We start from the raw sequence: 14,088 nt of genomic DNA, 5'->3' as shown, positions 1-14,088 counted from the left end.
CTTATAGTTAACAATGAGAAAAGGTCGAATTATTTTTCTTCCTAATGACTAATGACTAATGACTAATAACTAATGACTAATAACTAATGACTAATGACTAATAACTAATGACTAATGACAAAAAATTATGAGTCCCGAGTTTTGGATTCCAAGTTTATCAAAAAACTCAAACCTCAAAACTCAAGACTCAAAACTCTCTCAGCCTAAAAGCCGATCGATTCAGTTGATCGCCCGACACAAATAATCGCATCAGGACAGCATCAATTACCGGCGACGGGGAACCATCGTATCGATATTGATATTAGCTAGAGGCACGCGCTGCGGCGGAGTAGCAGGCAGGGGCATATTGCGCGCCATACCCAAATAGTTCGACGGATCGCCGGCCTTCGCCTGCTGTTCTTGAGGAACAAAACGGCGGACACTTGTCTGCCAGATGATTTGCGGGAAGCCAAGCTGCGAACGGTGGTACTCACCGTAGCGGGGCGTCTTCAAGTTGAAAGGAGTGTCCCCTCCAACTCGCTGAGGCAAAATTCGGCGCTGTTGGTAAGGTACGGTATCGTAGCCGAACTTATCCAGGTACTCTTCGCTATTGACCAACTCGTCAATAAAGCCTTGAGGCCCCTTATTTGCTACCACGATCGACCAAGCAATCTTTTCGCGCTCGCTGTACACATCCCGGCCCAAAACGCGCTGCACGCACATTTCTACAAACCGGTAATTGCTGTTAGTTTGATAATTCCGCTCTAGGAAAGGAGCAGAAGTCGCCAAACCGCGAATAAAGTCCCGCACAGTAATTTGGCCGAACTTGAGTTGCGACTCCAAAGACTTTTGGCGGTTGCTCTTGAGGATTTGGTGTTCGCTGTAAATCTGGCGATATCCAGCCCAAATCAAATTTTCCATGTCTCCAGACGAGAGCACATTTTCAGTTGTGAAAATTCTCGGCTGCTCGTCGCTCCCCACTTCAAAACCAGCAACGCGCTGGTTTTGGCTCTTGGGGGCGTAGCTTAATAAAGGAAGCGCCACGTTAAAATCTCCGTTATCTCAAATTTCAGAAATAGTTGACACCGTGAGCTGCCAGCATAACGGATACAACTAACCAACATACAGATTAGGGGATTCCCGCAATCTAAATCTGATTTTCCTGAATTTTTGCAACAATCTGTAACATTTGTTGACTGTGGGGAAGGAAGAAGGAAGAGGGAAGAAGGAAGAGGGAAGAAGGAAGAGGGAAGAAGGAAGAGGGGAGAGGGAAGTTATGCAGAAAGAAGGCTCGTTCCCCGGAAGCGGGCAGGAACGCCGCTCGGCCAGGCTCTGCCTCGTCAAACAGGAGGCAAACGGCTCCCGCCAAGCTTTCCCAAGCAAAGCTGGGGGAACGAGCTTACAAATTACCAGCCCAGAGCCGAATAAAACTCGCTGGCGGGTACTTGATCTCCTGCTGCTTCTGATGTTGCATCCGAGTCGGGTTGCACCCGAATTTCGGTACAAAAAGTCGAAGTGCTGAAACCGCCAAAGCGCTTTACGGTACTCGTCCGCATCCGCACGTTCGGATTAGCAAACCAGAAACGCTCGATCGAACTCATCGTCTCGTATTCCGTAATCAGCAGCAGCCCATCCTCATCATCCATCTCAAAACGGCCAGCGACCGGCACAATTTCCGCATAGCCCCGTTCGCGCAACATCAAACCCTGCCGGGGATTTTCAGGATCGGGGACGATCGCGAACACCGTAGACCCTTTATGATTCTCATCATCCTTATCCCACGCCATTGAGCCGTGCCATGTCACAAAAGCCCCCCCAGCAGCCCGGCTCGGATCGACTTCGTGCATCTTGCAAATCTCCGCGACTCTAGCGTCATCGGCAGCTAGGGCTGTTACCTGAATATTTGAATCCCCAATCTCCGCTTGGCGGAAAGCGAGGTGGTGAGTGCTGCGCTGAGAACGCCACTCCCCAGCACTGCTTTGAAAAAACTCCATTGCATCCATACGAACTAGCTCCTTTGGCTTATGCTTCCCGGTGTTGACGCCTTTTTATGATAGAGCTCCCCCCACTTAGATGTACTTTTGCTACACAAATTAGTCTCAAAATGTCTACTTTGGACATATTGTCAAGGGAATGTTATGATAGTTTACAATGTAGGAGACACAACAAATCCTGCGAAACGTCATTCCGATCAATTTCGCATCAATCTCAGCAAACTGGAGGAGCGATTTATGGATATGCCTACAACCAGCCTCAGCATGGAACAGCAGTTCAAACTTCAAGTGCTGCGCGAAGAAGTCAAAAGGTTAAGCCAAGACCAAGCTCAGGAATACTTGCTTGAAGTTATGCGGCAAAACATGGTAAAAGAAAACCTGTTCAAGCATTGGATGAAGAATATGTGAACTCTTCGAGCATTTCTTCACAAAAATCAGCGACTTGTATCTGCAAAAAGTACGATCGAGCTTTTAATCATAAAATCCAGAATCCCGCTTTCTCCAAGAAAGCGGGATTCTAAATTGACAAAACTTTTACGCAGTTTTTTTTGTCGTTACCATACTCAGCAAATTAAATTCTTTTCATCCCTTAGAGAGGGACGAGAGTTTGTGTAGCCCGATTGTTTCAACTTGTCGGGGAATCAACCAAAACGGCCGCTCACATAATCTAAAGTAGACTCTTCCTTTGGACTTTGGAAAATTACCTCAGTCTTGTCACACTCCACAAGATAGCCAAACCGCTTCCCATCGTCAGAAAGTTTAGCATTGAAAAAAGCAGTCAGGTCAGAAACCCGAGAAGCCTGCTGCATATTGTGAGTAACGATCACAATCGTATACTTTTCCTTGAGTTCCCGCATCAACTCCTCAATCTTAATTGTAGAAATCGGGTCAAGAGAAGCGCAAGGTTCATCCATTAACACTACATCAGGATTAATCGCGATCGCCCTAGCAATACACAAACGCTGCTGCTGGCCACCGGAAAGAGAAAAACCGCTTTGCTTCAACTTATCCTTCACCTCATCCCACAAATAAGCTTGGCTGAGCGCTTTTTCCACCAGCTCATCCATATCCCCCTTATAATTGTTCACCCTCGCACCGTAAGCAATATTGTCATAAATCGACTTCGGGAAAGGATTCGGCTTTTGAAACACCATCCCAATCTTGCGGCGCACCTCCACAGCATCAATATCAGGATCGTAAAGATTTTGACCGTGGTAATCAATTCTACCCTCTAAACGAAAACCGCTAACTAAATCGTTGAGCCGGTTAAAACATCGCAGAATTGTACTTTTGCCGCAGCCAGACGGCCCAATCAAGGCAGTAATACGATTTTTAGGAATCTCCATTGAAACATTTTTAACCGCGTGAAAAGCGCCGTAAAAAATATTGATGTTTTCTGTCCGTAAAACTGTTTCCGTTTGCTTGTCTAAATCCATCATCATACAGGTAACAATCCTCTCAAATTTTACTCAAAACCTGGGTTACATTCGGCCTTCACCATAAGTAAGTGCATGAATGCCTTTTTAAAACTCACCCTTTAATACACTTTTTTGTGAGTAGCCCAGCGAGAAAGAATACTCGTCAGCAAAACCATAAACACCAAAATCAAAGATGCAGCCCAAGCCAATTCTTTCTGTGCCTTAAAAGGAACCGTTGCAAAGTTGTACACCAAAACCGAAAGACTCGGAGTTGGCTTATCAAATCCGCCAGGCCAAAAAGGGGAATTGAGCGCCGTGAAAATCAAAGGAGCAGTTTCTCCAGCAGCGCGAGCAATTGCCAGCGTCACGCCCGTTAAAATAGCCGGAATTGCCGCCGGCAAAACCACCTGCAACACCGTCTGATAATTAGAAGCACCCACACCAACCGACGCCCATCTAATATCTTGCGGGACGATTTGTAGAGCTTCGTCAGTAGTCCGCACAATCGTCGGCAACATCAGCACTGCCAGCGCCGCGCCCCCTGCAATTGCCGAAAAACCTCCCATATTTACCACGAACAAACCGTAGGCAAATACTCCGGCAATAATCGAAGGAACGCCGCTGAGGACATTAGTAGCAAAGCGCACCCAGCGAGCGATTTGGCCTTTGCTAAATTCCGACAAATAAACGGCTGCCAATACACCAAAAGGAACAGCAATTAAAGAAGCAATTCCCACCGTCATCAATGTACCGAGAATTGCATTAGCAATACCGCCTCCCGATAGTCCGGGCGGCGGTGGCAGCTTGGTAAACAAGTCTAAATTCAGGCGATTGAAACCTTGTACGGTGACGTAGGAAAGCACTGCAAACAAAGGCAGCAGAGTGATTGCCAAAGCAGCTCCAGCCAGTACAGTCATCGCCAGACTAAACAGCGCTTGCTGGCTGTTTTTAACCTTCTTCAAACTTCCTGTTTTCGATACGAAAGGATTCTCATCGGAGACGCTATTTGACATAAACTAAAACTATGTAGGAAATTGCGGCAAACTTCTAGTTGTACTTCGCTCTTACTTGAGAAACAATCCACTCAGCCAAAATATTAACAATCAGCGTCAGAATAAACAGAATTAGCCCCGTGTACATCAGAGCCGCCACTTGCAATCCCGAAGCTTCGGCAAATTGATTTGCCATCAAAGAAGCTATAGTATTTGCAGGAGCTAGCACGGAAGCACTTAACTGATTGGAATTGCCAATTAACAGAGTTGCGGCCATTGTTTCTCCCATCGCGCGACCGAGCCCGAGCATAATTCCGCCGACAATCCCGGAAAAAGCCGCCGGTACGAGCACCCTAAAAACGGTTGTCCAGCGAGTTGCTCCTAAACCTAGAGATGCTTGTCGCAAATCGGGCGGGAGACTTGCTAAAGAGTCGCGGGAGATAGCAGTAATAATGGGCAAAGTCATGATTCCCAAAATTACTCCGGCTGGTAACATTCCCGGCCCAACTGGCGAGGTGCTAAAAATCGGCAGCCATCCGAAAGTGCCGTTGAGAAACTTGCCGAGAGTGGTAATCATGGGAATCAATACAGCAATTCCCCACAAACCATAGACTACGCTGGGAATGGCGGCTAAAAGTTCTACTAAAAAAACCAAAGCTGTACGCACTGGCAGCGGCAAAAAATCTTCGCTCAAGAAAATGGCAGTCCCTACTCCTAATGGTACTGCAATTAGGAGCGCGATCGCCGAACTGACGATCGTCCCGTAAATCATCGGCAGCGCACCGTACTCTTCTTTAACCGGATTCCAGCTACTGCCAAACAGAAAGCCCAAACCGTACTGTTGAATCGCAGGTAAAGCCCTGTAAGCAACGGTGAGCGCGATTACCAGCAAAATTACACCAACTCCTATGCCCAAAATCCGCGTCAGCCAGATAAAGCCTTGGTCTAAGGACTTTTCGGCTTGAGAGCGCGATCGGGTCTGCGATCGAGCGCTGTTATTACCTGAAATCATAGAAAAAAAAACCAAATATATAGTAGCCGAAAATAGCCTGTTTCGGAAAAAGCTAGAACGAAGCAGAAAGAAAGACCATAAATAAAATCAAAGAGGGGCGGGTTTATTAATTCCGTGACTTTTCAACAAGTATTTCTGGTCAAACCCACCCCTACACAGATGCACCGATTGTTACATAGAAGAGGGGCGGATTTATTAATCCCCTGACTTTTTAACAAATATTTCTGGTAAAACCCGCCCCACAGAAATATCTCTCTTCATTCTTGCTGATTTTTACCCGCACGCGCAATGCCGAAGGGCTTTTGTTCCCTCTGACAACGGACAACAGTCAACAGTCAACAGTCAACAATTACTATTTGGCAACCTCAATCTTGTAGTCAGGGCTGATGCCGTCAGCGGCCGCGGCTACTTTTTCTTTAACGTTTTGGGGCAGAGGAACGTAGCCCAATTCGGAACTAACTTTTTGCCCTTCATTCAAGCCGTATTCAACCATTGCCTCGATGGTTTTGGCTTTGTTGGGGTCAGCAACTGTTTTGGGGACGAGCATCCAAGTGTAGGTGACAATCGGATAGGATTGAGCGCCTTCGGGGTCTTCGATAAATGCTCGCAGGTTTTCCGGCATGGGCACAGTTGCTAAAGCTTGAGAAGCTGATTCGTCGGTAGGTGCGACAAAGCTGCCTGCTTTGTTTTCCAAAGATGCAAATTTGAGATTGTTGTTTTTGGCGTAGCCATATTCTACGTAGCCGATGCTGCCGACGGTTTGCAGGAGTTGGGCTGTGACGCCTTCGTTGCCTTTTGCGCCTACGCCTACGGGCCACTGTACTGTTTTGCCGTCGCCTACTGCACTTTTCCAGTCGGGGCTGATGGCACTCAGGTGTTTGGTGAAGACGGCGGTTGTACCGCTACCGTCGGAACGGTGGACGATGGTGATGGCTTGGTCTGGCAATTTAGCGCCCGGGTTGGCCGCTGCAATTTTGGGATCGTTCCAGTTGGTAATTTTACCGGCGAAGATATCTGCGTAAACATCCCGTGGCAGTTTCAGTGGTTCGGTTAAGTCTGGCAGGTTGTAGCCGATGACGATGCTGCCTGCTGTCATGGGCAGCAGTATCACGCCTTTGTCGGCTGGAACTTTGGCGATTTCGTCGTCTTTCATGCCGGTGTCGCTGGCCCCAAAGTCTACTGTGCCTTTGGTAAATTGTTCGACTCCGGCGCCACTGCCTACTGATTGATAGTTAATTTGTACTTTGGGGTTGATTTTGTTGAAGTCTTGAAACCAACGCTGGTACAGGGGGGCGGGGAATGAGGCGCCGGCTGCGGTGATGGCTACGTCCGAGGCTAGGGCGAGTTTGGTGTTTTCCGCTGTGCCGGTGGCTGCAACGGGGGAAGCGCCGGGAGATGCTGCGGTGTCGCCGGGGCTGGGGCTGCTGCCTGTGGTTGTGCTGCCGCCACCGCAAGCTGCTAAACTGAGGGCGATCGCCATAGCCGAAATTGCTGTAGTCAGACGGTTTGGATTAATCAAGTTGAGACGAAAAAGCATAGGTATACAAAAGTTTCGATCGTTATAGGGGTGTCCCGCATCAGCATAGCGCGCAAAAGTAAAGGTTAGGTTAAGAATCTTTACACTTAATCCAATTTAATATTAATTAATATTATTAATGTTATTTATGAGCTTGACAATTGTGAACTTATAAGATATATGGCAGAGAAATAGCTACGGAAACAAGCAGTCGATCGCCCGATCGCGAAAAATTCCCGATTAAATGATCGCAAGATCCAGGCTTGAGAACCAGAAAACCATACAATGGTGGTTATTTTGACAGTAGTGCTAGTATTAAGAATTTAAAAGCTGCGGGCATTGAAGCTGGCCTCTGACAAATGCCTTCTGCCTTATACCTTCTGACGAATGCCGTTTGATGATAATGCCTGCTCCTATTGAATTAATCTGGGCTGTTATTGGTTTGCTCCTGACGATAGGAGGCACTTTTTTGCCTGCATCTGTCACCATTCCTATTGGGTTGTGGGACGATCGAGGACTTCAGGCGTACTCTTTAGGTGTTACCTATCAAATTGGCGCCGTTTTGCTAGTAGGCTGCATGGGGGGAAAAAATGCTGCGGCTCTCTCGCAAATTGCTTATTTGGCATTAGGATTAACTTTGTGGCCAGTTTTTTCTCAAGGCGGCGGCATAGGCTATCTCAAAGAAGCGAGTTTTGGGTATTTGCTGGGTTTTGTGCCTGGTGCTTGGGTGTGTGGCTGGGTGGCTTTTAAGGTAGCTTCGCGGCTGGAATCTATGGCTTTTAGCTGTTTGTGTGGTTTGTTCACTGTTCACGCGATCGGCTTAATTTATCTAATTTTTACTTACTGGCTACCTCCAGCAAAAAAAACACCTTTATTTGATGAGATTCTTAAATATTCGGTTTATCCCCTGCCGGGACAATTGGCGGTAGTTTGTGCGATCGCAGTGCTGTCATTTACTTTACGCCGCTTGATGTTTTATTAATTCGGGAATTGAGAATTGGGAATGGGCAATTGGTAATCGGTAATCGGGGATTGGTTGTTGTGTCAAATAAGGTTATACTATCATTGCCCAACGGGAGAGTCATCTCGCTGCGGCTGGGATCGCTTTGCAGCACAGCATTCTGCTGACAAAAACCAGCGAAATTTGAGTAAATTATCCCATGCCCGATGCCCCCTATTCAATTGCCTAATTCATGCGTTTTAAAAGAAATCCCTTGTTCTGGATTGCTGCTGTTATCAGTTTAGTTTTAGACCACCTGACTAAGTTTTGGGTGGTACAAAATTTTGACTTGACGATTCCTCCGCAGACGCAGCCGCTGTTACCCGGGGTGTTTCACTTCACTTATGTTGTTAATACCGGTGCGGCTTTTAGTCTGTTCAGCAATGGGGGGGCGATTTGGTTGCGCTGGCTGTCTTTGGGCGTTAGTGTCGGATTGATTGTGCTGGCTTGGTTCGGGCCGCGAATTAACCGCTGGGAACAAGCTGGCTACGGTTTGATATTGGGGGGAGCACTGGGGAATGGGATCGATCGATTTGTTTCTGGCCACGTTGTAGATTTTATCGATTTTCGGCTCATTCGGTTCCCGGTATTTAATCTGGCGGATGTGTTTATTAATGCTGGGATTATCTGTTTGCTGATTGCAACTTTTAACAGTACACCGCCTACTCCGACTATTCCGAGAACTCAGGACGATCGCGATTCTATTTCAGAGTAACTTTTAAGAAGTCAATCAATTTTAGATCTTAGATTTTAGATTTTAGATTAACCCACGCACCTGCTGTACCGTTCTCAGGTTTATCGGGTGCGGAGCTTTTTTTTGCTTATCCACTGATGAATCCGGCGGCCTCGCCACCAATTGCTTTCGGTCATTTGTCCGTTCTCTGTTGTCAGAAGGTATAGGCGTCAACTTAAAGTTAGGGTCATTTATGAGCTATAATTATATTTTTTACTGCTAAGGCTAAACTCGATCGCGATTCAAAACACTTTGGTTACAAAGCCCCGGATTTATCCGTGGGATAAATTCCCAAATCTAAAATCTAAAATCTAAATTCCCCAATCTAAAATCTAAATTCCCCAATCTAAAATCTAAAATCGGATGACTCCTAATCCATTTGCCCAAGAACGCTTACTATTTGCCCCAGCAACGCCCGATGCTGATGCTATCCCGACTATTTTTGCTTTTCCCAACGAGTACACGGTAGGTATTACCAGTCTCGGCTATCAGATAGTGTGGGCAACTTTGGCTGTGCGATCGGATATTGAAGTCGGCCGTTTATTTACTGATATCCGCGAACAACTTCCTCGACATCCAGAATTACTGGGATTTTCGCTTTCTTGGGAACTAGACTATGTAAATATTCTCAATTTATTGGAATCTCTAGAAATTCCGATTTGGGCGTCAAAACGAACTGATAATCATCCGATAGTATTCGGCGGTGGCCCGGTTTTTACGGCTAATCCCGAACCTTTCGCCGATTTTTTTGATGTGATTTTGCTGGGAGATGGCGAACATCTCATAGATAATTTTATTGATGCTTGTAAAGAAGTCCGTACCGCCGACAGAAAAACTAAATTGCGGCATTTAGCCCAAGTTCCAGGAGTTTACGTCCCCAGTTTGTACGAAGTAACTTATCTGGATGCGAGTGAGGGTATTAAATCGATTCAGCCTGTCGATTCGGGAATTCCCAGTATGGTTGAAAAACAGACTTATCGCGGCAATACTTTATCTGCTTCCACTGTGGTGACAGAAAAAGCTGCTTGGGAAAATATTTACATGGTGGAAGTGGTTCGGAGTTGTCCAGAAATGTGCCGTTTTTGTTTGGCAAGTTATCTGACTTTGCCGTTTAGAACTGCGAGTTTGGAGGATTCGTTAATTCCGGCGATCGATCGCGGTTTAGCTGTGACTAATCGTTTGGGTTTGTTGGGCGCTTCGGTCACTCAGCACCCGGAATTTGAAGCGTTGCTGGAGCATTTGAATCATCCGAAATACGACGGCGTGCGGCTGAGTCTTTCTTCGGTAAGAACGAATACGGTAACAGTAAAATTGGCAGAAATATTGACCAACAGAGACAGCAAATCTGTGACGATTGCGGTGGAAAGCGGGAGCGATCGCCTCCGCAAAATCGTTAACAAAAAACTCACAAATGACGAAATTATTCAAGCTGCTATCAATGCTAAGGCTGGCGGCTTAAAGGGAATTAAACTTTACGGGATGGCGGGAATTCCCGGTGAAGAAATGGAGGATTTAGAGGAGACGGTGGCAATGATGCGGGCGATTAGAAAAGCTGTTCCCGGTTTGCGGTTGACTCTGGGATGCAGCACTTTTGTCCCGAAATCTCACACTCCTTTTCAGTGGTTTGGAGTGAATAAAGATGCGGAGAAGAGGCTGAAGTTTTTAGATAAAGAATTGCGGAAGTTAGGTTTAGAATTTAGACCTGAAAGCTATAATTGGTCGGTGATTCAGGGTTTGTTGTCAAAGGGCGATCGGCGGTTGTCTCGGCTGTTGGAATTAGTGAGGCATTACGGCGATACTTTGGGCAGTTATCGGCGGGCTTTTAAGGAGTTGCGGGGACAGTTGCCGGAGATGGATTTTTATGTTTTTCAAGAGTGGGAATTGCATCAGGTTTTGCCTTGGAGTCATTTAAAAGGACCGCTACCGGAGGCGACTTTGAAGAAGCATTTGGCTGAGGCGAGGAGTCTTTTTAAGACGAAGGATTTGCAGTTGACGAGTTAGGAAATAGCGGATGCGAAAGATTGAAACTAACGGTTGCTGTTTGTACTGATACAGAGGATAATACTGCCAATGCTGAAACGCGATCGCACTTAACTGTCTAGCCCAACGATACAATGCCCAATTTTAAATACTCGTCGCTGATTAATGCCACCGTTGAAGCAGTATGGAACTTTCACGAAAGGCCGGACATTCTGCAACTTTTGACTCCGCCTTGGCAATCGGTTTAAGATAAGATGAGGAGCGACATACTATAATACAATTATGGCAGAAGTCCAACCCAGGGAAATTCAGCGTTATGTTGCTTCAAACGGTCAAGTGCCGTTTGATAACTGGTATGATTCGCTCCGAGATAGCAAAATTTCAACAATTATTGATAAAAGACTTAACCGAGTTATTTTGGGGAATTTGGGAGATTGTCAATCAGTTGGAAATGGAGTCTTTGAATTAAGGATAGACTATGGCCCTGGTTTCCGAATCTATTTTGGGCAAGTAGGAACAACAATTATACTTCTTCTGTGCGGAGGAGATAAAATCACTCAAGACCGAGACATTCGCCAAGCAATAGAATACTGGACAAATTATAGGAGTTAAAAAATGCCTAAAAGTTTACCGTATCATGACTTTTTGATGGCGCGGCTAAAAGACCCCAGTTATGCGGCTATCTATCTCGAAACTCATTTTGAATTAGATGAAGGCGAAGAACCTGACGAAGCATTACTCAGACTTGCTCTCAGCAATGTAGCAGAAGCTCTAGGTCAACCAAAAATGACTCCTGAAGAATATGAATTGCACTTAAAAAGACTGGAGGAATTGCTATCGCTACAAGGAAGTGATGCGATTTACAATCTGGGAACTTGGCTGAAGGCTTTGGGATTGAAACTAACAGTTGCTGTTTGTACTGATACAGAGGATAATACTGCCAATGCTGAAATTCCCGCACAATTAAGTGTTTAGCAAAATTCAAAAAATGCCTAACTTTCGATATTCGTCGCTGATTAATGCCACCGTTGAAGCTGTCTGGAACTTTCACGAAAGGCCGGATATTCTGCAACTTTTGACTCCGCCTTGGCAACCGGTGAAAATCATTCGCCGCCAAGGGGGACTCGATGTGGGTGCTGTATCAGAATTTCGCCTGTTATTGGGGCCGATTCCTGTAAAATGGGTGGCGACTCACACTGAGTGCGAACAATATCGCTTGTTTGTTGATGAACAAACTGAGGGGCCGATGGCAAGTTGGACTCACCGACACGAGTTTACCTCAGAAAATGGCAAGACTAGGTTGACAGATACGATCGCATTTTCGATACCGGGCGGCCCGATTGTCGATTTGCTGTTAGGTTGGTGGGTGAAAATGCGGTTAACAGATATGTTTCGCTACCGCCACGAAGTCACAAAAAGAGAGTGCGAGAAAGATGCAAACAACGGCTGAATATTACTGTGCTTTCTGCGGCGAACCGAGTACAACTTTTGTTGATATCAGCGGTGGTATGGAGCAATCTTATATCGAAGATTGTCAGGTTTGCTGTCGCCCGAATGTTCTGTATGTCAGAATAGATGAAGATACCCTGGATATTGAAATAGATACTGACTATCAAGAATAAGTGACTATCAAAATGTATGAATTGCCTTTGATGCAGACTTGGTAAAATTCATAAATTTTGAAGCTGCAGCTTCTACGAAAGCCTTAAAAATTCGAGAGTTGAACGAACAGTTGGGCGACATTTCTGGGTGCCATTGAATTGCTATCATCCAAGGGTGATAGCAGTGTTCCATTGCTTCTACCAAAGTGTCAGGTGCATTGGCTACTATTTGCCAATCGGATGTTACCTTCCGCACTGCTTGATGATGCCAGGAAACAACTGTTGTTGAAGTTTTTCCCATAATTTTTGCTAGCCGACTGTTGGGATCAATTTCAATGGTATGCTCGATCGCGCGCGGGGGAATTCCCGATCCGTGATTAACCTCATCTCCGTAAGCATCCGGTACGTGAATCACCAAACTGCCGCCGCTGGCTACGTTCAGGATTTGCATTCCCCGGCAAATCCCCAACACAGGTATGTCCGCCTTCAAAGCTAGCTTTGCTAAGTTTAATTCAAAATTGTCGCGTTCTGCATTAACCGAGTAAACTGTGCGATCGACATAACCGCCATAAAGTTCTGGGTTGATATCTCCGCCCCCGGAAAAAATCAAACCATCTACTGCATCCAAAATACTAGCCGGATCTAATTGATTGGGCGGCAGTAAAATCGGAATGCCACCAGCCGCCTGAACTGCATCAATATAAGTCCCATTTAAACGATATTCGCCTGCTGGACAGCGGTTGTATGTTGTGATGCCAACAATCGGAAATTTTTTCATTTGCTAGAGGTTGGGAGATAATTATTTAGATTAATACTCAGATTTTGCACTATTTGTAATCAGTGTTTCATGGGCGGGCAACTAGGAGCAACGACCCAAAATAAAACTTACTTATTGTTATGAAACAGGCATCTTGCCTGTTTCTTGTCTGATTACTTGTGATTAATTCCTACATTACACTGAAACTTCCCTGCACGGCTGTCTAATTCGTAACAGTTTCAGTATTAGTTTCCGGCAGCGATTTGCGCGTGCACAGATAAGCCAGCGGCCCGAACAGCGGCACTAATGTTACCGCCCAAAATGCTGTAGAATTCTGCATTCCTCGGCGGGCCATATCGTCTCCTAATAAGGCAGGAAATAGTAGGCAAAGCATACAAAAGTCTAAACTCATTACGTGGATAAAACGGTTGGTTTGCCACTGGGTAAAAAAATCATACCAATCGCCTTTTGTCAAGCCAAAGGCAACTAAACCAACAGCAGCTAATGTTAAGAAAATTCCAGTAAAACGGGAGTCTAATATCTTTAAAAAGATATTTTTATGACCGCGAAATTCTGGATTAGGTTCGCGCAGGGCTAAATAAGGCAGCAAGGCAAACGCGCCGACGCCAAAGGATAAAACGGCAAATAGCCATGCAGGTATTTTCTGGCCCCTGCCGTCAGCAAATAAGAGGCAACTGTAGATGAGCGGCCATACTCCCATGATGTTGAACAACGCTACAATTAAAGGGTTGATGTCTGCTATTTTGCCTGTGGAAAGATTGGTAATGAGTGTGATGGTTTCTGGGCTGTCGGGTGGTGCAAATACAAAGGCGTAGGTGGTAAATGCAATCCAAAGCAGCCAAAATCCAATTTTTCGGAACATAGTTAGTTTTCTTTACTTCTGATATTACTATAGCAAGCTTAAAGGGTTTTTGAATAAGACTTTTTTTGTTTACCGCAGAGGACGCAGAGGACGCAGAGGAGGAGAGGAGAATATCTGGGCGTTGCTGAATTGATGTATGATATAGAGATCGAGAGCAAAGTTGACGAAAAACAATGAACAGCAAATTAGAGTCCCTCAAATGTCCTGAATGCAAGTCTAGTCG

At 45.7% G+C, this 14,088-nt stretch carries 16 protein-coding genes and 1 pseudogene; 9 read left to right on the top strand and 8 right to left on the bottom strand.

The window, feature by feature from the left end; genetic code table 11:
- Positions 1–264: 264 nt before the first annotated feature.
- Positions 265–1,023, bottom strand: coding sequence for a phycobilisome rod-core linker polypeptide (locus QUA23_RS21355; protein ID WP_333078002.1), 759 nt, complete (start codon positions 1,021–1,023; stop codon positions 265–267).
- 362 nt (positions 1,024–1,385) lie between these two features.
- The gene (locus tag QUA23_RS21350) at positions 1,386–1,982 is read right to left on the bottom strand and encodes a phycobiliprotein lyase (protein ID WP_333078001.1); all 597 of its coding nucleotides are present in this window, start codon (positions 1,980–1,982) and stop codon (positions 1,386–1,388) included.
- Positions 1,983–2,117: 135 nt separating this feature from the next.
- Between QUA23_RS21350 and QUA23_RS31135 the strand changes: the two genes are divergently transcribed.
- Positions 2,118–2,381 carry an NblA/ycf18 family protein gene (locus tag QUA23_RS31135; RefSeq protein ID WP_445242210.1) on the top strand — a complete coding sequence of 88 codons (264 nt, stop codon included), beginning with the start codon at positions 2,118–2,120 and terminating at the stop codon, positions 2,379–2,381.
- A 233-nt stretch (positions 2,382–2,614) separates the two neighbouring features.
- Here QUA23_RS31135 and pstB read toward each other — a convergent pair whose 3' ends face one another.
- The 4 genes from pstB to pstS form a co-directional block, all read right to left on the bottom strand.
- Complete coding sequence (pstB, locus tag QUA23_RS21340) at positions 2,615–3,415, bottom strand: phosphate ABC transporter ATP-binding protein PstB (protein ID WP_333077999.1); 801 nt, start codon at positions 3,413–3,415, stop codon at positions 2,615–2,617.
- Positions 3,416–3,510: 95 nt separating this feature from the next.
- Positions 3,511–4,404, bottom strand: coding sequence for a phosphate ABC transporter permease PstA (pstA, locus tag QUA23_RS21335; protein ID WP_333077997.1), 894 nt, complete (start codon positions 4,402–4,404; stop codon positions 3,511–3,513).
- 34 nt (positions 4,405–4,438) lie between these two features.
- Positions 4,439–5,395 carry a phosphate ABC transporter permease subunit PstC gene (pstC, locus tag QUA23_RS21330; protein ID WP_333077995.1) on the bottom strand — a complete coding sequence of 319 codons (957 nt, stop codon included), beginning with the start codon at positions 5,393–5,395 and terminating at the stop codon, positions 4,439–4,441.
- 352 nt (positions 5,396–5,747) lie between these two features.
- Positions 5,748–6,932 carry a phosphate ABC transporter substrate-binding protein PstS gene (gene pstS, locus QUA23_RS21325; protein ID WP_333077994.1) on the bottom strand — a complete coding sequence of 395 codons (1,185 nt, stop codon included), beginning with the start codon at positions 6,930–6,932 and terminating at the stop codon, positions 5,748–5,750.
- Positions 6,933–7,314: 382 nt separating this feature from the next.
- Here pstS and QUA23_RS21320 point away from each other — a divergent pair, with 382 nt between their 5' ends.
- From QUA23_RS21320 to QUA23_RS21285, 8 genes and pseudogenes are all read left to right on the top strand, one after another.
- Positions 7,315–7,893, top strand: a complete 579-nt coding sequence (locus tag QUA23_RS21320; protein WP_006635529.1) for a biotin transporter BioY — start codon at positions 7,315–7,317, stop codon at positions 7,891–7,893.
- A gap of 211 nt (positions 7,894–8,104) precedes the next feature.
- Positions 8,105–8,626, top strand: a complete 522-nt coding sequence (gene lspA / locus QUA23_RS21315; protein ID WP_333077992.1) for a signal peptidase II — start codon at positions 8,105–8,107, stop codon at positions 8,624–8,626.
- 381 nt (positions 8,627–9,007) lie between these two features.
- A complete protein-coding gene (locus QUA23_RS21310) occupies positions 9,008–10,645 on the top strand; it encodes a radical SAM protein (RefSeq protein ID WP_333077990.1) in 1,638 nt (545 codons plus the stop codon).
- Between the two features lie 113 nt (positions 10,646–10,758).
- A pseudogene (locus QUA23_RS21305) lies at positions 10,759–10,869 on the top strand (SRPBCC family protein); the annotation flags it as partial.
- A 37-nt stretch (positions 10,870–10,906) separates the two neighbouring features.
- Positions 10,907–11,236, top strand: coding sequence for a type II toxin-antitoxin system RelE/ParE family toxin (locus tag QUA23_RS21300; protein WP_333077989.1), 330 nt, complete (start codon positions 10,907–10,909; stop codon positions 11,234–11,236).
- 3 nt (positions 11,237–11,239) lie between these two features.
- Positions 11,240–11,599, top strand: a complete 360-nt coding sequence (locus QUA23_RS21295) for a transcriptional regulator (protein WP_333077986.1) — start codon at positions 11,240–11,242, stop codon at positions 11,597–11,599.
- A 13-nt stretch (positions 11,600–11,612) separates the two neighbouring features.
- Entirely contained in the window at positions 11,613–12,074 is a 462-nt protein-coding gene (locus QUA23_RS21290; protein WP_333077985.1) for an SRPBCC family protein, read from the top strand.
- Positions 12,058–12,246, top strand: a complete 189-nt coding sequence (locus tag QUA23_RS21285) for a CPXCG motif-containing cysteine-rich protein (RefSeq protein ID WP_006635525.1) — start codon at positions 12,058–12,060, stop codon at positions 12,244–12,246. The genes QUA23_RS21290 and QUA23_RS21285 overlap by 17 nt, the downstream gene beginning before the upstream one ends.
- A 7-nt stretch (positions 12,247–12,253) precedes the next feature.
- On the opposite strand, the gene QUA23_RS21280 is transcribed toward QUA23_RS21285, so the two are convergent.
- Both QUA23_RS21280 and QUA23_RS21275 read right to left on the bottom strand, forming a co-directional pair.
- Positions 12,254–13,003, bottom strand: coding sequence for a gamma-glutamyl-gamma-aminobutyrate hydrolase family protein (locus tag QUA23_RS21280; protein WP_333077984.1), 750 nt, complete (start codon positions 13,001–13,003; stop codon positions 12,254–12,256).
- 202 nt (positions 13,004–13,205) lie between these two features.
- Entirely contained in the window at positions 13,206–13,865 is a 660-nt protein-coding gene (locus tag QUA23_RS21275) for a DUF2834 domain-containing protein (protein ID WP_333077982.1), read from the bottom strand.
- Between the last annotated feature and the right edge of the window lie 223 nt (positions 13,866–14,088).

This window comes from Microcoleus sp. Pol1C5 (genome assembly GCF_036701115.1).
GTDB lineage: Bacteria > Cyanobacteriota > Cyanobacteriia > Cyanobacteriales > Microcoleaceae > Microcoleus.
The sequence above is the reverse complement of the archived record's forward strand: the minus strand, read 5'-3'. Positions and strand labels throughout refer to the sequence as shown.